We start from the raw sequence: 19200 nt of genomic DNA, 5'->3' as shown, positions 1-19200 counted from the left end.
ATTTTTTTCTCGTAAAAGACAAGAAAAATTCCGATTTCGCGCCCCACGCAGAAAGCTGTACCGCGTGAGGTCGGAGCTTAGGCGCGTAAACCGCGGGTCAGCCCTGGGCCGCCGCCGCGCGCCGGATCAGCACGAGCGCCTCGTCTCCCGCAAGTGCGAAATGGCCGTCGAGCGGCCGCTCGCCGCGCCGGCCGCCGGCGCTCGACAGGAGAACCTCCCAGCCCTCCCGGGCGCCGTCGGGCTGCGCGACGGCGATATCCGCATCGACCTGGCAATCCCCGTGCCCGAAATTGAGGGCGACCCGGATCGTCTCGTCGGCGTGCCGGCGCTCGTAGACCAGGACGTCGCCGTCGACCGAGACCGGGCGGTAGTCGCCGACGCTCAGCGCCGGATGCTCGCGGCGGAGCGCGATCAGGCGGCGATGCAGGGTCAGGATCGAGCCGGGCTCGTCGCGCAGCACCTCGACGTTGCGGGTCTGGGCCTGGGGGTCGAGGGGCAGCCACGGCTCGACGGTGGAGAAGCCCGCCTGCGGCCCGGGCTGCCACTGCATCGGCGTGCGCTCCGGGTCGCGGCCGCGGCCGGGCTCGTTGTGCTCCCAGGGGTCGCGCACCCGCTCGGCCGGGATCGGCACGCGGCCGAGCCCGATCTCGTCGCCGTAATAGAGCGTCGGCGTACCCCGCAGGGTGAGCAGCAGCACCGCCGCCACCCGGGCCTGCGCGTCGCCGACCCGGGCGGCGATGCGGGGCTGGTCGTGGTTGCCCAGCACCCAGTTCGGCCAGCCGCCCTCGGGCAGGGCCGCCTCGTATTCCTCGATCAGCCGCGCCAGGGCGGGCGCGTGCCAGGGCGTCTGGATCAGCTGGAAGTTGAACGGCAGGTGCGCGCCCGACAAATCGACGCCGTAATACGCCACCAGCCGCTCCAGCGGCAGGTAGATCTCGCCGATCAGCACCCGGGCATCGTATTCCTCCAGCACCGCCCTCATCTCGGCGATGACCTGCATCACCTCGGGCTGGTCGGCGGAATGGAGCTGGACGAGGCTGTTGATCTCCGGCTCGCCGGCGACGTAGTCCGGGTTGACCGGATTGTCGCGAAGCCCCTCGTCCTTCATCAGATGCCAGATCACGTCGACCCGGAATCCGTCGACGCCGCGATCGAGCCAGAAGCGCAGCACGTCCATCATCGCGGTGCGCACCTGCGGGTTGCGCCAGTTCAGGTCCGGCTGCTCGCGCAGGAAGGCGTGGTAGTAGTATTGGCCGGTCGCCGGATCGAGGGTCCAGGCCGGACCGCCGAAATTGCTGATCCAGTTGTTCGGCGGACCGCCATCGGGGCCGGGGTCGCGCCAGATGTACCAGTCGCGCTTGGGGTTGTCGCGCGAGGCGCGGGCCTCGCGGAACCAGGGGTGGTCCTGCGAAGTGTGGTTGGGCACGAAGTCCATGATCACCCGCAGGCGCCGGCGATGCGCCTCGGCCACCAGGGCGTCGAAATCGGCCAGCGTGCCGAACAGCGGGTCGATGTCGCAGTAATCCGAGACGTCGTAGCCGTAATCGGCCATCGGCGAGCGGCAGACCGGCGACAGCCACACCGCATCGACCCCGAGCCAGGCGAGGTAGTCGAGCCGGGCCGTCACGCCCTTGAGGTCGCCGACGCCGTCGCCGTTCGTGTCCTGGAACGAGCGCGGATAGACCTGGTAGACGATGCCGGCCTTCCACCACAGCTCGCCCGCCAGCAGGCGGGCGGGCTTCGCGTCCTCGGTCATGCGGGTCTCCTGAGCAGGTTTCGCGGGCGGGTTCGGGCGGAACGGGCCTGCCGGCGCCGCGACGGCGGGCGGGCCGGGATGCGGCCGGGACCGGGCCGGGGTTGAGGAGGCGGGCGAGCGCCGTTATACATCGCGTGCGATCATGATGCCCGCGATCGAATATTTTCGGCCGGCTTCCTTGCGGGAAGCCGCGTCCCCGCCTCCGGTTCCCCCGTCGCCCGCGCGGGGGCGAGAGCGTGGCGATCCTGCATCACGGCTCGCCAAGATTCACGGCGTGCCAAGATCGCGGCGTGCCAAGACAGGGGCATGACGCCGACCCGCCGGAAAGAGCGGAAACGGCATCGCCGAGGCCAGACCGGGGCGCAACCCTGCCCCGCCGGCTAACTCTTCCCTAGGGGCATCGCCTAACCCTAAGGTCGGAGGTGCGCACGGTCTCCGAGGCGTTCACACTCGCTTCAGGCCGGTTCGCCAAAATCAAGTCGCGTTTCCGTGAGACGTGTCGGGACAGCAACACGCGAACAATCGTGTGGTCAAGCTTGATCCCGGCGTCTCGACATCGCCGTTCCACAGCCACACGATGCTGCCGTGGCCGAAGGTTTGCTGCAGAGCACGCGACGCGAGATCGCGCTGCAACAACTGAAGACCTACGGCAAGGAAGGGGGTTCCTCAGGTGCTCAACGATGCTGTTCTGACCGGTCGCCGCCGCGACGAGACCTCGCGGGATGCCGCCGAGGCGCCGCGCTCCTGGATGCCGCAGGCCGCGCCTGCGGTGCCCGCGGGCGACGACGTCACGGTGATGCGCACCGCGATCCTGGCCAAGCTCGCCTACGCCCTCGGCAAGACGCCCGCCACCGCCCGCGACCGCGACTGGTTCGTGGCGACCGCGCTGGCGCTGCGCGACCGGGCGGTCGCCGCCAGCGCCATCTCGGCCGGGATCGTTCCGCCCAAGCGCGTGCACTACCTCTCCCTCGAATTCCTGATCGGCCGCCTGCTGTCCGACGCGATGGGCAATCTCGGCGTCGCCGAGACCGTGCGGGCGGCGCTCGCCGGCCTCGACGTCGACCTCGAGGCGGTGGCGGGCGCCGAGCCCGACGCGGCGCTCGGCAATGGCGGCCTCGGCCGTCTCGCCGCCTGCTTCATGGAGAGCATGGCGAGCCTCGCGATTCCGGCCTACGGCTACGGCATCCGCTACGACCACGGCCTCTTCCGGCAGGTGATCGAGGACGGGGTCCAGCGCGAGGTGCCGGAGACCTGGCTCGCCGAGGGCAACCCCTGGGAGTTCGAGCGGGCGGAGGCCGCCTGCGAGGTCGGTTTCGGCGGCGACGTCGCCATGAGCGTCCAGCCCGACGGCACGCTGCGCCGCGTCTGGCGCCCGGCCGAGACCGTGCGCGCGGTCCCCTACGACACCCCGGTGATCGGCCGCGGAGCCAAGCACGTCAATGCGCTGCGCCTCTGGGCCGCCCGCGCTCCGGAAGCGATCGACCTCGCCCGCTTCAACGCCGGCGACCATGTCGGCGCGGTGGCCGAGCGCGCCCGGGCCGAGGCGATCTCGCGGGTGCTCTACCCGAGCGACGGGACGCCGGCCGGCCAGGAGCTGCGCCTGCGCCAGGAGTTCTTCTTCACCTCGGCCTCGCTCCAGGACCTGGTGCGCCGCCACGTCGCCGAGCGCGGCGACCTGCGCTCGCTGCCCGACCACGCCGCGATCCAGCTCAACGACACCCACCCGGCCATCGCCGTGCCGGAGCTGATGCGCCTCCTCGTCGACGTGCACGGTCTGTCCTGGGAGGATGCCTGGCACGTCACCACCCAGACGCTCGGCTACACCAACCACACCCTGATGCCGGAGGCGCTGGAGACCTGGCCGGTGGAGCTGATGGAGCGGCTGCTGCCGCGCCACATGCAGATCATCTACCTGATCAACTGGATGCACCTCGAGGAGGTGTCGAAGCACGGCAGCTCGCCCGAGCACCTCGCCGAGGTCTCGCTGATCGACGAGAGCCACGGCAAGCGGGTCCGCATGGGCCACCTCGCCTTCCTGGGCGCGCGCCGCGTCAACGGCGTCTCGGCGCTCCACACCGAGCTGATGCGCCAGACGGTGTTCGCGCCGCTCCACGCCCTCGACACCGACAAGATCGTCAACAAGACCAACGGCATCACCTTCCGGCGCTGGCTCCACAACGCCAATCCGGGCCTGACCGCGCTCGCCGTCGAGGCGGTCGGCGCGAAGGTGCTCGACGATCCCCGCCACCTCGAAGGGCTCGCCGCCTTCGCCGACGATTCCGCCTTCCAGGCGCGCTACGCGGCGGTGCGCCGCGAGCGCAAGGAAGCGCTCGCCCGCGTGGTCGAGGAGCGCACCGGCATCGCCCTCGATCCCGACGCGCTGTTCGACGTCCAGATCAAGCGCATCCACGAGTACAAGCGCCAGCTCCTCAACATCCTGGAGACGGTCGCGCTCTACCAGGCGATCAAGGCCGAGCCGCACCGCGACTGGACGCCCCGGGTCAAGCTCTTCGCCGGCAAGGCGGCGCCGAGCTATACCCAAGCCAAGCTGATCATCCGGCTCGCCAGCGACGTCGCCAAGCGCGTCAACGCCGATCCGGACGTGGCCGGCCGCCTGACGGTCGCCTTCGTGCCGAACTACTCGGTGAGCCTCGCCGAATCGATCATCCCGGCCGCCGACCTGTCGGAGCAGATCTCGACCGCGGGCCTCGAGGCCTCGGGCACCGGCAACATGAAGCTCGCCCTCAACGGCGCGCTCACCATCGGCACGCTCGACGGCGCCAACATCGAGATCAAGGACCATGTCGGTCCCGACAACATCTTCATCTTCGGCCTCGATGCGGCCGGCGTCCAGCGGGTCCAGGCCCAGCCGGGCTACGCCTCGCGGGCCATCGCGGCCTCGGCCCGCCTGCGCGGCGCCCTCGACATGATCGCCGCGGGCGGGTTCTCGCCGGGCGAGCCGGGCCGCTTCCGCCCGCTCGTCGACGAACTGACTCACGGCGACCGCTTCCTGCTCACCGCCGATTTCGACGATTACTGGCGCGCCCAGCGCGAGGTCGATGCGGCCTGGCGCCGGCCCAAGACCTGGTGGAAGTCGGCGATCCTCAACACCGCGCGGACCGCGTGGTTCTCGTCCGACCGGACGATGCGGGAATACGCCGAGGAGATCTGGCGGGTGCGGGTGGGCTGACGCCCTCCGACCCTAGACGAAAAGAGAAGCCCCGCGGCGCGAGCCGCGGGGCTTCTCCTTTGGATATCTGTCACCGACCTTTTCGCTCCACCGTGTCATCCTGGGGCTCGTCGAAGACGAGAACCCGGGATCCATAACCGCTGACGCTGCCGAACGAAGCGGTCAGCGTTCCGCATCATCCTGAAACGTCAGCGGTTATGGATCCCGGGTTCCGCTTCGCGGCCCCGGGATGACGATGGCGCGTGTCAAATCCGTCGAGGCAGGCTCACGCCGCCGGAATATACTGATACGTCCAGGTCTCGCTCAGCGTCTCGTCGCCGCGCCGCAGGAACAGCCGCAGCTCGACCGGCTCCGCGCCCGTCACCGCGAGGTCGAACTCGGCGCGCCAGTGGCCCGGCACGTCGTCCGGCACCGCCTCGGTGCGGGCGAGCGGGAAGGTGCCGCGCGACGCGGTGAGGACGGCCTCCGGCTTCACCCCGGCGGGCAGGCGGCCGAGCGGCTCGCCCAGGAACTCGACCACGAACTTGCGCACGCCCTTCGGCCGGTCGGTGCCGGCCTGGCCGCCATTGCCCTCGCGGGTCGCGACGACGCGGGCGAGGTTGCTCGGGTAGGGTTCGCCCGCGACCCAGTGCAGGCGGTAGGCGAGGTCGTGCGAGGAGCCGGCGCGGGCGGGTTCGGCCGGCACCCACATCGCCACCACGTTGTCGTGGATCTCGTCGTCGGTGGCGTTCTCGACCAGCTGGACGCTGCCCTTGCCCCAATCACCGAGGGGCTCGACCCAGAGCGAGGGCCGGCGGTCGTAGTAGACGCCGTCCTGGTAGTGGTCGAACAGGCGGTCGCGCTGCATCAGCCCGAAGCCGCGCGGACGCTCGTCCGAGAAGGCCGACACCATGGTGCGGGGCGGGTTGCGCAAGGGGCGCCAGATCCGCTCGCCGGTGCCGGTCCAGAGCGCCAGCCCGTCCGAATCGTGCACCTCCGGGCGCCAGTCCACGGCGGTGGGCTTGGCGGTCTCGGAGAACCAGTACATCGAGGTCAGCGGCGCCAGGCCGAAGCGGCCGACATCCTTGCGCAGGTGCAGGCTCGCCTCGATGTCCATCACCACCGACTTGGTGCGGCGCATCCTGAAGCGGTAAGCGCCGGCGGCCGAGGGGCCGTCGAGCAGCGCCATCACCGTGACGGTGTCGGAATCCGCCGCCGGGGTCTCGAACCAGACATGGGTGAAGTCCGGGAATTCCTCGGGGCGGTCCGGCATCACCGTGTCGAGGGCGAGCCCCCGGGCCGAGAGGCCGTACTGGTAGAGTTCGCCGATCGCCCGGAAATACGAGGCGCCGAGGAAGGCGACCCAGTCGTTGCGGCGCCAGTCGAGCGGACCGCCGCGGCGCTCCTGGAAGCGAAAACCCGCAAAGCCCGGATTCGGCGGCAGGCGCCTCGCCGGGGAATCCGCCGGCATCTCGAAGGCGGCCGGATCGTAGACGATCTCGCGGGCTTGGCCCCCCTCGACGACGTGCATCCGCACCGGCTTCTGGAAGTAGCGGCCGAGGTGGAAGAACGTGACCGGGAAGGCGCTCGGGCCGTCCGCCCACAGGGCGTGGTCGGGCTTGAACTTCAGCTTGCCGTGGGCGTCGTAGTCGATCGCCTGCAGCACGTCGCGGTCGGGAATCGCGGGCGGCGCGTAGGGCTTGGCCGCCATCTCCCGCGCCCGGGCCTTCAGGGCCTCGAAGCCGAAGGGCTCCGGCGTGCCGAGGGGCAGCTCGGCGCTCATGACCTCGGGGCCGGAGGCGAGCAGGAGCGCGGCGCCGGCGAGCAGCGAACGACGGTCGATCATCGGGGGTCGCGCCTTAACGGATCGGCTCGATGCTGGTCGCCCGGCGCCAGAGCTGGACCATGATGTAGAGGGCGCAGAGGCTGAACAGCACCATCAGGATGTGGCCGACGGTGTCGCCGAGCTCGAAGATGCCGGCGAGCGCCCAGCCCGCCGCGATGGCCACCGCGAACACCTCGACGCCGACCAGCACCATGATGCTGAGGATGGTGACGAGGCTGCGGGGCTTGAGGGAAGCTGATGCGGGCACGCGGCCTGACCCTTGTGCTGTGTGGCGGGGCGACGGGCGCGCGAGGCGCCTATCGTTTCATGGCTCCGGGGACTAGCCTGAACCGGCGGCTGCGCGCAACCGCGCGGGCCCCTGCCCGTCGACTTCGTAACGTCATCGCAAGCCGCCCGTCATCCGAGCCGAGAGCCGTCCAAACCGCCGATGCCCGAAACCCCCGTCTTCCCCCGCGCCGCCTGCGCGGCCCCCCACCATCTCGCCGCCGAGGCCGGCCGGGCGATCCTCGCCGAGGGCGGCAACGCCGTCGAGGCGATGCTCGCCATGGCGGCGACCATCGCGGTGGTCTACCCCCACATGAACGGTCTCGGCGGCGACGGCTTCTGGTTGATCCGCGGGCCTAACGGCGTCGTGCGGGCGATCGAGGCCTGCGGGCCGGCCGGCAGCCTCGCGACCATCAAGCGCTACCGCGACAAGGGCTACGAGACGATCCCCGAGCGCGGGCCCGACGCGGCCCTGACGGTGGCCGGTGCGGTCGGCGGCTGGGCCATCGCGCACGGGATCGCCCGCGACCTCGGCGGGCGCCTGCCCCTCGACCTGATCCTGTCCGACGCCGTGCGCCACGCCCGCGAGGGTGTGGCGGTCTCGGCCTCCGAGGCGCGCTACGTGCCGAAGGAGCTCGACACGCTCCACGACCAGCCGGGCTTCAAGGAGACCTTCCTGGTCGACGGCGAGCCGCCAAAGGCCGGGACGGTGCGGGCGCTGCCGGCGCTCGCCGCGACGCTCGAACAGCTCGGCCATGCCGGGCTCGACGACTTCTACCGCGGCGATGTCGGCCGCGAGGTCGCCGCGGACCTGGAGCGGGCCGGCAGCCCGGTCACCCGCGCCGACATCGCGCGCTACCGGGCGGTGTCGCGGGCGCCGTTGTCGCTGAAGCTCTCGGGCGGGACGGTCTACAATTGCCCGCCGCCGAGCCAGGGCCTGGCGGCGCTGATGATCCTCGGCCTCTACGAGCGGCTGGGCGCGATCCGGCCCGAGACGGCAGCGCATTACCACGGCCTGATCGAGGCGACGAAGCGGGCCTTCCGGGTCCGCGACGCGGTGGTGACCGACTTCGACCGCCTGCGCCACGACCCCGCGACCTTCCTCGCGCCGGAGCGCCTGGCGGCCGAGGCCGCGGCGATCCGCATGGACCGGGCCTCGCCCTATCCCGTACGCCCGGTCGGCGACGGCGACACGGTGTGGATGGGAGCGATCGACGGCAACGGCGTCGCGGTCTCCTACATCCAGTCGGTCTACTGGGAGTTCGGCTCAGGCCTCGTCCTGCCGCGCACCGGCCTCACCTGGCAGAACCGCGGCATCGCGTTCTCGCTCGACCCGAAGGCCGTCAATCCGCTGGAGCCGGGGCGGCGGCCGTTCCACACCCTCAACCCGGCGCTCGCCGTGCTCGCCGACGGGCGGGTCATGTCCTACGGCAGCATGGGCGGCGACGGGCAGCCGCAGTTCCAGGCCCAGGTCTTCACCCGCTACGCCACCTACGGCATGGGCGTCGCCGAGGCGGTGGACGCGCCGCGCCTCCTGTTCGGCCGCACCTGGGGCGCGGACTCAATGACCGTGAAGGTCGAGGACCGGTTCGACTCGGCCTGCATCGCGGCGCTGTCGCGGATGGGCCACGAGGTCGAGGAGCTGGGCGGCTCCTACATCGATTCGCTGGGCCATGCCGGCCTGCTGGTGCGCCACCCGGGCAACGGCCGGATCGAGGCGACCCACGATCCACGCTCGGATGGCGGGGCGGCGGGGGTGTGAGGTGCCCTGAGTTTTCGGCAGCGGCTCCTGCCTCTTCTCAGGCCCCCTCGACCAACGATCCCCGTATCGCGGGAGATTTTTCGTCCAACCCACACCCTCATCCTGAGGCGTCAGCCCATCGAAGACGGGCTGACCTCGAAGGAGGCCTCCAGCAGGCACGAAGATTCCTGGAGCCCTCCTTCGAGGTCAGTCGATCCGCGATCGACTGACACCTCGGGATGAGGCCGCGAGTGGGACAAGGAGAGGCTTGGCAGTCCTCACCCACCGATCCGCGACCCTGAAACGCGACGGCCGGGTCGTCGGCCGCCGGCCGGCACCCTCACGCCTCCATCGCCTCCAGCTCGGCGATCATGCCCTCGATCATCGACAGGCCGATCTGCCAGAAGGCCGGGTCGCGGGCGTCCAGCCCGAACGGCGCCAGAAGCTCGCCGTAGGGCCGGCTGCCGCCGGCGGCGAGCAGCGCGAAGTAGCGCTCGACGAAGGCCTCCTCCGCCGCCGGCGCCCCGTTCGCCCCCTGGTAGACGCCGTAGAGCGAGTTCACCAGGCAGTCGCCGAAGGCGTAGGCGTAGACGTAGAACGGCGAGTGGATGAAGTGGGGGATGTAGGCCCAGTAGGGCTCGTAGCCCTCGTCGAGGCGGATCTCCGGCCCGAGGCTCTCGGCCTGGACCGACATCCACAGCTCGCAGATCTTCTCGGCGGTCAGTTCGCCCTCGCGCCGGGCCAGGTGGACCTTGCGCTCGAAGGCGTAGAACGCGATCTGGCGGACCACCGTGTTGATCATGTCCTCGACCTTGGCGGCCAGCATCGCCCGGCGCTGGACCGGGTCGGTGGTGGCCTCCAGCACGCGCCGGAAGGTCAGCATCTCGCCGAACACGCTGGCGGTCTCGGCCAGCGTCAGCGGCGTCGGGGCCATCAGCGCGCCGTTGTGGCCCGCCAGCACCTGGTGGACGCCGTGGCCGAGCTCGTGGGCGAGCGTCATCACGTCCCGCGGCTTGCCCTGGTAGTTGACGAGCACGAAGGGATGGGCGGAGGGCACGGTCGGGTGGGCGAAGGCGCCCGGCGCCTTGCCGGGGCGCACCGGCGCGTCGATCCAGCCGCCGTCGAAGAAGCGCCGGGCGATCTCGGCCATCTTGGGCGAGAAGGCGCCGTAGGCCGACAGCACGGTCTCGCGCGCCTCGGCCCAGGGGATCGTGCGCTGCTCGACCTTCGGCAGCGGCGCGTTGCGGTCCCAGTAGGCCAGGCTGTCGCGGCCGAACCAGCGCGCCTTCAACTTGTAGTAGCGATGCGACAGGCGCGGATAGGCCGCCTGCACGGCGGCAACCAGCGCCTCGACGGTGTCGCGCTCGACCCGGTTGGCGAGGTGGCGGGCATCCGACACGTCGGCGAAGCCGCGCCAGCGGTCGGAGATCTCCTTGTCCTTGGCGAGCGTGTTGGTGATCAGCGTGAACACCCGCAGGTTCGTGCGAAACACGCTGCTGAGCGCGCCGGCCGCGTCCCGGCGCACGGTCTCGTCCGGATCCTGGAGCTTGTTGAGGGTCGGCTCCAGCGTCAGTTCCTCGCCCCGCAGGGGGAAGCGCAGGGATGCGATGGTCTCGTCGAACAGCCGGTTCCAGGCGGCGCGGCCGGTCACCGACTTCTCGAGGAAGAGCTTCTCGGCTTCGTCGCTGAGCTGGTGCGGCTTCTCGCGGCGGATGTCCTCGAGCCAGGGGCGGTAGCGCGACAGCGGCGGGTGGGCGGCGGCCGCGTCGACCAGCCGGTCCTCGATCCGGTTGAGCTCGAGGGTGAAGAACAGCAGGTCGCTCGCCGCGGCGGTCAGGCGCTCCTGGGTGTCGCCGTAGAACTTCGCCCGGGCCGGGTCGGTGGTGTCGCCCGAGTAGACGAGGCCGGCATAGGACATCAGCCGGCCCAGCCGGTCCTCGATCGCCTCGTAGGCGGCGACCGCGGTGCCGAGACGGTCGGCGGCCCCGTCGCCCGCGACGAGGTCGGCGACGCGGCCGCGATAGCTCTCCGCGAAGGTCCGGCACTCGGCCTCGGCCTGCGCGAGGTCGGCCGCGAAGGCCGGGTCGTCGAGACCGGCATAGAGGTCCGACAGGTCCCATTCCGGCAGCGGCCCGAGATCGACGGCGCGGGCCGTGGCCTGGGCGGTGCTCAGGGCGCTGTCCGACGGCGCGGCGGCACTCTGGGGCATGGGGGTGTTCCTCTCGGGGCGCGAAGGCGGTGTCGGGCGTGCGCCGGGACATATCGGCTCCCACCGGCCCGCGATCAACCGAGGCGGCGGCGATTGCCGCGCAAGGATCGGCAGAGCACGTGCCGTGCCGCCGGACGGCCCGCAGGCCGGGAACCGTCCGTTGGCGTTAAGGGCGACTTTACGGTTGTGGCGCAGCATGCGGCTCGAAACGAAACAGCCCCGCGATTCGTGCCGCCCCCTCGCCGGAGCGCGGCGCCGGACACGGAACGAGGCCCGGGCGGCGCGACCCGCCGCCCCGGCCACCGAGGAGAGCAGATGACCACCACGGTCCTCATCGTCGACGACGATCCCGTGCAGCGCCGCCTGGCGGAGGCCATGGTGCGGCGCCTCGGGTACGACGCGGCGGTCGCCGAGAGCGGGACCGCCGGACTCGACGCGCTGCGCGCCCCCGATGCCGGCATCGACGTGGTGCTCCTCGACCTCGCCATGCCGGGCGACCTCGACGGGCTCGGCGTGCTGGCGGAACTCCGCAAGGCCGGCATCGACACGCCGGTCATCGTCCAGACCGCGAACGGCTCGATCGACGCGGTCGTCAACGCGATGCGGGCCGGCGCGATCGACTTCGTGGTCAAGCCCGCCGGGCCCGAGCGGCTCCAGGTCTCGATCCGCAACGCCCTCCAGGTCGACCAGCTCCAGGACGAGATCCGGCGGATGCGCCGGCGGGCGTCGGGCGCCCTGTCGTTCCGCGACCTCACCTCGAAGAGCCCCGACATGGGCCGGGTGATGCGGCTCGCCGAGCGGGCGGCGAAATCGAACATCCCGGTGCTGATCGAGGGCGAGTCCGGCGTCGGCAAGGAGGTGCTGGCCCGCGCGATCCAGGGCTCGGGCGAGCGCCGCGGCAAGCCGTTCGTCACGGTCAATTGCGGGGCGATCCCCGACAACCTCGTCGAATCGACCCTGTTCGGCCACGAGAAGGGGGCGTTCACCGGCGCCACCGAGCGCCATCTCGGCAAGTTCGTCGAGGCCTCGGGCGGCACGCTCTTCCTCGACGAGATCGGCGAACTGCCCCTCGACGCGCAGGTGAAGCTCCTGCGGGCATTGCAGGAGGGCGAGGTCGATCCGGTCGGCGGGCGCAAGAGCGTGCGGGTCGACATCCGGCTGATCTCGGCGACCAACCGCTCGCTCCTCGACCTCGTGAAGCAGGGCCGCTTCCGCGAGGACCTGTACTACCGCCTCAACGTCTTCCCGATGACCCTGCCGCCCCTGCGGGCCCGGCGCGAGGACATCCCGGACCTCGCCCGCTCGTTCTGCGCCCGGTTCGCGGCCGAGGAGGGCAAGCGGGTCCGCGGCATCGCCGCGGAGGCGATGGCGCTGATCACCCGTTACGACTGGCCCGGCAACGTGCGCCAGCTCGAGAACGCGCTGTTTCGCGCCGTGGTGCTCGCCGACGGCGACGAGCTGACGATCGCGGAATTCCCGCAGATCGCCGCCCAGGTCCAGGGCTTCGACGTGCGCATCCCCGCGGCGCCCGCTTCGCCCGAGCCCGGCACCGCGCCGGCCCCGGTGCGCGAGATCGTCCGGGTCGAGGTGCGCGACCCCCACGCCCTCTCCCTCGTCGCCGAGGAGACCGGCGAGATGAAGACGATGGAGGGGCTGGAGGGCGAGATCATCCGCTATGCCCTGCAATTCTATCGCGGGCGAATGTCCGAGGTGTCGCGCCGGCTCGGCATCGGCCGCTCGACCCTCTATCGCAAGTTGAAGGAACTCGGCCTCGACGACGAGAAGGCGGAAGACGCCGCCTGATTCTGCCGTCCGGTCCGAAGAAAACCGCATTTGACGGGCTCTGGGCTCCCCTGCCGGGGGAGCGCGAGCGATGTCGCGCGGCGAACACTGTCGCGTGCCGTGGCGCACGTCGTGCACGAGGCCGGGCGGCATTCCGCCCGGGTGTGGCAGCCATGCGATGGTGCGGCCTGCACCGACGTGCTGACTGATCGAGTTATCCAGCGTGGCCGCTCCCCGGCCGCGGCTTCGAGGAGAGGACCATGGCTCCCAAGCGCAGGACCGGCCGGAATGTCGGCGCAGCGGCGACCCTCGCGGTGCTGCTGGCGGCCCAGCCCGGCCAGCCGGGCGCACGGGCCGAGGGCGTCGCCGCGGTGGCGACGGCCGGCGAGGCCGCCGCGAGCGCAGCCGCGCCGCCCCCCGCGGTCACCACGATCCCGGACAGGGCCGCCGCCGCGAGCCCGCCCGAGGCCGCGCTCCCGAAGGCCGAGGCTCCCAAAGTCGAGGCTCCCAAGGTCGACCCGAGCAAGCCCGACCTGAGCAAGGCCGCGACCGCCGCGGTCTCGCCCGAGGCCGTGCCGGCGACGCCGCCGGCCGCCGCGAGCCCGCCCGCTCCCGAGGTGCCGGCGGCCCCGGCGGAAGCCTCGGCTCCCGCCCTGCCGCCGCCCGCCCCCGGCGACCCGGTGGCCGAGGTGGTGGCGGCGCGCCTCGCCGACCCGGCCTTCACGCTGATCCGCCGCCTCAACGCGAAGCAGCGCGAGGCGATGCAGGCCTTCTACGCGCTCGGCGCCTTCAAGTCGGTCTGGCTGACCGAGAGCGGCTGGTCCGACGCCGCCAAGGCGGTGATCGCCCGGCTGCAGGCGGCGGGCGAGGACGGGCTCGACCCCCTCGCCTACCCGATCCCGCTCCTCGATCCGCCCCACGCCACCGCGGCGGACCGGGCCGAGGCCGACCTGAAGCTGTCGGCGGCGGCGGTGCTCTACGCCCGCGACGCCCGCGGCGCGCGCCTCGAGCCGTCGCGCCTGTCGCGCTTCATCACCCCGAAGCTCGACCTGCCCGGGGCCGACGCGGTGCTGACCCGGCTCACCCCGGCCGCGACGAATGCCGGCACCCTGCTCCAGGCCTACAACCCGGCCCAGCCCGGCTACCTCGCCCTCAAGGCCAGGCTCGCCTCCCTGCGCGCCCAGCAGCCGAACCGCGCGGTGCCGATGGTGCGCCTGCCCAAGGGCCCGGCGCTCAAGGCCGGCATGCGCGACGCGCGGGTACCGCTGATCCGCGCCCGCTTCGGCCTGACCGGCGCCCAGGACGCCACCGCCTACGACGAGGGCGTGGCGACGGCGGTGGCGAGCTTCCAGCGCCAGCGTGGCCTGAAGGCGAGCGGGGTCCTCGATCCCGCCACGGTGGCGGCCCTCGCCGGCCCGAGCCCGGACCGGCAGGAGGCCGACCTCCTCGCCAACATGGAGCGCTGGCGCTGGCTGCCGGCCGATCTCGGCCGCACCCACGTCTTCGTCAACATCCCCGAATACAAGGTGCGGGTGATCCGCGACGGCCGCGTCCTCGACGAGGCCCGGGTCATCGTCGGCAAGCCGGATTCCCCGACCCCGATCTTCTCGGGCGAGATGACCTACGCGGTGGTCAACCCGTCCTGGACGGTGCCGCCCTCGATCCTCAAGAGCCAGTTCCTGCCGGGCCTCGCCCGCGACCCGAACTACGCGGCGCGCCTCGGCTACCAGGTGGTCAAGCGCGGCAACGGCATCGCCATCCGGCAGCCGCCGGGCGAGCGCAACGCGCTCGGCTTCATCAAGTTCATGTTCCCCAACGACCACGCGGTCTACCTGCACGACACGCCGAACCGCACCCTGTTCTCCCGCTCCGAGCGGGCGCTGAGCCACGGCTGCGTGCGCGTCGACGACCCCTTCCGCTTCGCCCAGATGGTGCTCGGGCCGCGCTGGCCGACCGAGCGGCTGAAAGGCCTGATCGGCAAGGGCGAGCGCACCGTGATGCTGCCCGAGAAGATCCCGGTGCATCTGGCCTACTTCACCCTGGAGGCCGACGGGACCGGGGCCCTGCGCAGCCTGCCGGACCTCTACGGCGTCAACGCCCGGGTGAAGGTGGCGCTCGGCCTCTCGAACGAGGCGCTGCCGCCCGAGGCCGGCCACAAGCCGAAGGTCGCCAAGCCCGCCGGGACGCCATCCGGCGCCCCCGCCGCCGCACCGCGCCGCGACCGGGACCTGGCCCAGCAGCAGGCCGCGCCCCGCCCGGCCCCGCGCCGCCCGGTCGCCACCGCGACCGAACCGCAGGAGCCCGCCGTGGTGCAGCCGGCCCCGGACTATTTCGGCGAGACCGGGGCGATCCGCCGAGGCTGGTGGTAGGGGCCGCGGGCCCCGTCCAGGCCATCCCTCCCCTGCTCCGGGCCGCTCGCGCGGCCCGCGACGGCCGGCCGCGATCCCGTTCGGGGTCGCGGCCGCGCGCGCGTCGAGCCCTCGCGCATCCGTCCCGCACGGAAACGTGAAGCGGGGCCGATTTTCGCCACGGTTACGGCCTAGCCCTCTTCGGGTCCTGTCGCGGGGACCCGCTAACCCTTTGTTTACGGTTCTCGGCAACCCTGCGTTCACCATGTGGGCCCGTCGGCCCGAGTGAGGATGAGGGATCGTGCGAGCGCTCAAGCGTGCCGGCCGCGGGGCGGCCGACCCGACCCGGGGATCCCGCTCCTGCCGCCGCGCCGCGCTGGCGCTGGTAGCCTGCCTGGGCGCCGTGCTCGGCTCGACCAGCGGCACGCAGGACGCGGTCGCCAACGGCGATACCCGAACGATCTCGATCTTCCACGAGCACACCAAGGAGAGCGCCGCGATCACGTTCAAGCGTGACGGGCGCTACGACCGGGCCGCCCTGGAGCAGCTGAACTGGCTCCTGCGCGACTGGCGCCTCGACGAGCCGACCAAGATGGACCCGCGCCTGTTCGACGTGGTGTGGGAGGCCCACCGCGCCGTCGGCTCGCAGGACGCCATCCACGTCGTCTCGGCCTACCGCTCGCCCCAGACCAACGCCGCCCTGCGCCGCCGCTCCCGCGCGGTGGCCGAGCACAGCCAGCACATGCTCGGCAAGGCGATGGACTTCTACCTCGCCGACGTCTCGATCGACCGGATCCGGGCGATCGGCATGCAGATGCAGCGCGGCGGCGTCGGCTGGTATCCGCAGGCCAACAGCCCGTTCGTCCACCTCGACGTCGGCTCGGTGCGCTCCTGGCCGCGGATGAGCCACGACCAGCTCGCCCGCCTCTTCCCCGACGGCCGCACCGTCCACCTGCCGGCCGACGGCCGGCCGATGCCGGGCTACGAGATGGCCAAGGCGGAGATCCTCTCCCGCGGCGGCACCGTGATGGGCGTGAACCAAGCCATCGCCGCGGCGGACGAGGAGGACAGCCCGAACGTCGTCGGCCAGTTCTTCGCGATGCTGTTCGGCGGCGCCAAGCCCGCCGCCCCCCCGCCGCCCGCACCGGTGGTGCTGTCCTCGCGCTCCGGCCGGGTCCGCCCGGTGGCGCTCGCGAGCGCCCAGCCGGACGAGGCCGCCAGCCGTACCGCCATGGCCTATGCCGACGCGGCGGCCCCGAGCGCCCTCATGCCGGAGGCGGCCCCCCGCCAGGCCGCCCTGCGCGTGCCGGAGCCGGTCGCGCCGCAGGAGGCGCCCGCCGCGGCGGCAGCGCCCGACGCGACGACCGGCGCCGCCGAGCCGGAGGCCCCCGAGGCGCCGGAGAAACCCGAGAAGCCGCGCCTCGCGACGGCACCGCTGCCGCCCCGGCGGCCGTCCGAATTCGCCGGCCCGGCGCCGACCGCGATCGCGGCGGCGACCCCGACGACCGCGCTCGCCGCCGCCCTCGTCTCGGTGCCGCTGCCTCCGGCGCGACCCGCCTCGATCCACGTCGCCTCCGCCGACGCCGATCCGGCCGTCCTGGGCGCCATGCTCCGCCCGCGCCTCGGCGCGATACCGTCGATCAGCCCGTCCTTCGCGCTGCCGAAGGTCGGCGCCGACGGCAAGACGCAGATCAAGACGCAGATGCGGGCCCCGTTCAACGCCGGCGCCCCGGTCTCGCCGCCTGCCAAGGGGGCCGCGGCCCACCCGCCCGTCCACGTCTCGCAGAAGGTCCAGCGCGGCGCCCCGCCCGCCGGCCTCGTCGTCGCCCCGGCCGGCAAAGTCGCCAACCGCCTCCATCGCGACGCGACCGACGAGACCACGAAGACCGGTAGCTTCAGCGGATCCGCGACCGGCCGGCGCTGACGGCCGGCACGGCCGCCGGACCGAGACGCGGGATCACCCGCGGACCGGCTGGGCCTCACGCCGGATGTCCGCGGGCCCGGCCGAATCCTCGCCGGGCCACACCGCCCGCAGGACGAAGACCCGGATCGCCGAGGACAGGTTCTGCTCGCCCCGCTCGGCGTCGATCCGCCCGACCAGCGCCTGGATCGACAGGCCGCGGGCAGCCGCGAGCCGCCGCAGGGCCTCCCAGAACGCCGCCTCGAGGGAGACGCTGGTGCGGTGGCCGGCGATGACGAGGGAGCGCTTGAGAAGCCCGCCCTCGGGCAGGCGACCCGGCGGCGGGCTGTCCGGGTCCATGCCCGCGAGGTCGTCCTCCGGGCCGGCGCCTCTCGGACCGCCCTCCGGGCTCTTGTCTATCGGGCCGCCCTTCGGGCTCTCGTCGCTCGGACCGCCCTTCGGGCTCTCGTCGCTCGGACCGCCCTTCGGGCTCATGCCTCGCCGTCGGGCGTCTTCAGCCGGTGGCCTTCATGGCGGGCGGACTCCAGGCTCTTGCGGGCCTCCTCGCGGGTCTTCGCTGCCTTGGGGCGGCCGAAGACGACGCGGTTCTCCGCCGCCTGCGCGTCCTTGGCGGCGCGCTCGCGGGCCTTGCGGACCTGCTTCAGGTTGATGATCTCGGCCATGCCCGATCCTCCGCGCCCCCGTGGTGGAAACGCCCCGCGCGGCGTCCGGCTGCGCGGGGCTCGACGCCAGAGTGGGCCTATTCGGCGCTCGGCGCCAGCATGTCCTCCGGCCGCACCACCGCGTCGAACTGCTCCTCGGTGACGTAGCCGAGGCGCAAGGCCTCCTGCTTCAGGGTGGTGCCGTTCTTGTGCGCGGTCTTGGCGATCTCGGCGGCCTTGTCGTAGCCGATCGAGGGCGCGAGCGCGGTGACGAGCATCAGCGAGCGGCTCATCAGGTCGGCGATGCGGTCGTGGTTCGGCTTGATGCCGACGACGCAGTTGTCGGCGAAGCTCACCGCGGCGTCGGCCAAGAGCCGCACCGATTGCAGCACCGCGTTGGCGATCACCGGCTTGTAGACGTTGAGCTCGAGGTGGCCCTGGCTGCCGGCCATCGACACGGTGGTGCCGTTGCCGATCACCTGGCAGCACACCATCGTCAGCGCCTCGGCCTGGGTCGGGTTGACCTTGCCGGGCATGATCGACGAGCCGGGCTCGTTCTCGGGCAGCGAGATCTCGCCGAGGCCCGAGCGGGGCCCCGAGCCCATCAGCCGGATGTCGTTGGCGATCTTGAACAGGCCGCTCGCCAGCGCGTTGAGCGCCCCTTGCGTGAACACCAGGGCGTCGTGGGTCGCCAGCGCCTCGAACTTGTTCTCGGCCGAGGTGAAGGACAGCCCGGTCAGCTCCGCCACCTTGGCGGCGAACTTCTCGGCGAATTCTGGATGCGCGTTGAGGCCGGTGCCGACCGCGGTGCCGCCCTGCGCCAGCGCCAGCACGCCCGGCAGGGTCGCTCCGACGCGGGCGCCACCGAGCGCCACCTGCGCGGCGTAGCCGGAGAATTCCTGGCCCAGCGTGACCGGGGTCGCGTCCTGCAGGTGGGTGCGGCCGATCTTGACGATCTCGGCAAAATCCTTCGCCTTGGCGTCGAGGGCGCCGTGCAGGTGCCGGAGCGCCGGCATCAGCCGGTCGTTGATCTCGCGCGCCACCGCGATGTGCATCGCGGTCGGGAAGACGTCGTTCGAGGACTGGCCGCGGTTGACGTGGTCGTTGGGGTGCACCGGCGACTTGCCGCCGCGCTGGCCGCCGAGACGCTCGTTGGCGAGGCTGCCGATGACCTCGTTGGCGTTCATGTTCGACTGCGTGCCCGAGCCGGTCTGCCAGACCACCAGCGGGAACTCGTCGTCGTAGCGGCCCTCGACCACCTCGGCGGCGGAGGCCGCGATGGCCTCGGCCAGCTTCGGATCGAGCACGCCGAGGTCGCGGTTCACCAGCGCCGCGGCCTGCTTGACGAGGCCCAGCGCGTGGACGAGCGGCGCCGGCATCCGCTCGGTGCCGATGCGGAAGTTCTGGATCGAGCGCTGGGTCTGGGCACCCCAGTAGCGGTGCGCCGGGACTTCGATCGGCCCGAACGTATCGGATTCCGTGCGGGTGGTTGTCTCGGTCGGCGACATCTTGGCCTCTTTGGC

General features: G+C 72.1%; 12 protein-coding genes. 5 read left to right on the top strand and 7 right to left on the bottom strand.

The annotated features are described in order from the left end of the window. Window positions 1-97: 97 nt before the first annotated feature. Window positions 98-1756 carry an alpha-amylase family glycosyl hydrolase gene (locus V3T34_RS20240; protein ID WP_407942740.1) on the bottom strand — a complete coding sequence of 553 codons (1659 nt, stop codon included), beginning with the start codon at window positions 1754-1756 and terminating at the stop codon, window positions 98-100. A gap of 670 nt (window positions 1757-2426) precedes the next feature. Here V3T34_RS20240 and V3T34_RS20235 point away from each other — a divergent pair. After that, window positions 2427-4946, top strand: a complete 2520-nt coding sequence (locus tag V3T34_RS20235; RefSeq protein WP_305078247.1) for a glycogen/starch/alpha-glucan phosphorylase — start codon at window positions 2427-2429, stop codon at window positions 4944-4946. A 265-nt stretch (window positions 4947-5211) separates the two neighbouring features. Here the strand turns inward: V3T34_RS20235 and V3T34_RS20230 are convergent, their stop codons facing one another. Next, the gene (locus V3T34_RS20230; RefSeq protein WP_060850653.1) at window positions 5212-6771 is read right to left on the bottom strand and encodes an OpgD/OpgG family glucan biosynthesis protein; all 1560 of its coding nucleotides are present in this window, start codon (window positions 6769-6771) and stop codon (window positions 5212-5214) included. A gap of 13 nt (window positions 6772-6784) precedes the next feature. Beyond that, window positions 6785-6964, bottom strand: coding sequence for a hypothetical protein (locus tag V3T34_RS20225; RefSeq protein ID WP_060850654.1), 180 nt, complete (start codon window positions 6962-6964; stop codon window positions 6785-6787). 234 nt (window positions 6965-7198) lie between these two features. On the opposite strand from V3T34_RS20225, the gene V3T34_RS20220 reads away from it, so the two are divergent. Continuing rightward, the gene (locus tag V3T34_RS20220) at window positions 7199-8797 is read left to right on the top strand and encodes a gamma-glutamyltransferase family protein (RefSeq protein ID WP_305078248.1); all 1599 of its coding nucleotides are present in this window, start codon (window positions 7199-7201) and stop codon (window positions 8795-8797) included. Between the two features lie 319 nt (window positions 8798-9116). Here V3T34_RS20220 and V3T34_RS20215 read toward each other — a convergent pair whose 3' ends face one another. Continuing rightward, the gene (locus tag V3T34_RS20215) at window positions 9117-10985 is read right to left on the bottom strand and encodes a M3 family oligoendopeptidase (protein ID WP_305078249.1); all 1869 of its coding nucleotides are present in this window, start codon (window positions 10983-10985) and stop codon (window positions 9117-9119) included. A gap of 315 nt (window positions 10986-11300) precedes the next feature. On the opposite strand from V3T34_RS20215, the gene V3T34_RS20210 reads away from it, so the two are divergent. The 3 genes from V3T34_RS20210 (at window position 11301) to V3T34_RS20200 (ending at window position 17039) form a co-directional block, all read left to right on the top strand. Further along, entirely contained in the window at window positions 11301-12788 is a 1488-nt protein-coding gene (locus V3T34_RS20210; RefSeq protein ID WP_060850657.1) for a sigma-54-dependent transcriptional regulator, read from the top strand. A gap of 239 nt (window positions 12789-13027) precedes the next feature. Then, a complete protein-coding gene (locus V3T34_RS20205) occupies window positions 13028-15136 on the top strand; it encodes a L,D-transpeptidase family protein (RefSeq protein ID WP_305078250.1) in 2109 nt (702 codons plus the stop codon). Between the two features lie 280 nt (window positions 15137-15416). Next, entirely contained in the window at window positions 15417-17039 is a 1623-nt protein-coding gene (locus tag V3T34_RS20200; RefSeq protein WP_407942737.1) for a peptidoglycan L,D-endopeptidase MepK, read from the top strand. 33 nt (window positions 17040-17072) lie between these two features. Here V3T34_RS20200 and V3T34_RS20195 read toward each other — a convergent pair whose 3' ends face one another. The 3 genes from V3T34_RS20195 to fumC form a co-directional block, all read right to left on the bottom strand. Continuing rightward, a complete protein-coding gene (locus V3T34_RS20195; protein ID WP_060850935.1) occupies window positions 17073-17375 on the bottom strand; it encodes a ribbon-helix-helix domain-containing protein in 303 nt (100 codons plus the stop codon). 131 nt (window positions 17376-17506) lie between these two features. Beyond that, the gene (locus tag V3T34_RS20190) at window positions 17507-17698 is read right to left on the bottom strand and encodes a DUF4169 family protein (protein WP_060850660.1); all 192 of its coding nucleotides are present in this window, start codon (window positions 17696-17698) and stop codon (window positions 17507-17509) included. 77 nt (window positions 17699-17775) lie between these two features. Beyond that, window positions 17776-19185 (bottom strand): class II fumarate hydratase, encoded by a 1410-nt coding sequence (gene fumC / locus V3T34_RS20185; RefSeq protein WP_060850661.1) that lies wholly within the window; start codon window positions 19183-19185, stop codon window positions 17776-17778. Between the last annotated feature and the right edge of the window lie 15 nt (window positions 19186-19200).

Origin of the sequence: Methylobacterium ajmalii (assembly GCF_036448855.1) — a bacterium.
Classification (GTDB): Bacteria; Pseudomonadota; Alphaproteobacteria; order Rhizobiales; family Beijerinckiaceae; genus Methylobacterium; species Methylobacterium ajmalii.
Note: the sequence above shows the minus strand (reverse complement) of the source record. Positions and strands in the feature narration are given on the sequence as shown.

Coding starts and splice junctions, on each gene's coding strand:
- V3T34_RS20210 (WP_060850657.1), top strand. CDS start 11,301: ATGACCACCACGGTCCTCATCGTCGACGACGATCCCGTGCAGCGCCGC.
- V3T34_RS20205 (WP_305078250.1), top strand. CDS start 13,028: ATGGCTCCCAAGCGCAGGACCGGCCGGAATGTCGGCGCAGCGGCGACC.
- V3T34_RS20215 (WP_305078249.1), bottom strand. CDS start 10,985: ATGCCCCAGAGTGCCGCCGCGCCGTCGGACAGCGCCCTGAGCACCGCC.
- V3T34_RS20190 (WP_060850660.1), bottom strand. CDS start 17,698: ATGGCCGAGATCATCAACCTGAAGCAGGTCCGCAAGGCCCGCGAGCGC.
- fumC (WP_060850661.1), bottom strand. CDS start 19,185: ATGTCGCCGACCGAGACAACCACCCGCACGGAATCCGATACGTTCGGG.
- V3T34_RS20220 (WP_305078248.1), top strand. CDS start 7,199: ATGCCCGAAACCCCCGTCTTCCCCCGCGCCGCCTGCGCGGCCCCCCAC.
- V3T34_RS20225 (WP_060850654.1), bottom strand. CDS start 6,964: ATGGTGCTGGTCGGCGTCGAGGTGTTCGCGGTGGCCATCGCGGCGGGC.
- V3T34_RS20195 (WP_060850935.1), bottom strand. CDS start 17,375: ATGGACCCGGACAGCCCGCCGCCGGGTCGCCTGCCCGAGGGCGGGCTT.
- V3T34_RS20230 (WP_060850653.1), bottom strand. CDS start 6,771: ATGATCGACCGTCGTTCGCTGCTCGCCGGCGCCGCGCTCCTGCTCGCC.
- V3T34_RS20240 (WP_407942740.1), bottom strand. CDS start 1,756: ATGACCGAGGACGCGAAGCCCGCCCGCCTGCTGGCGGGCGAGCTGTGG.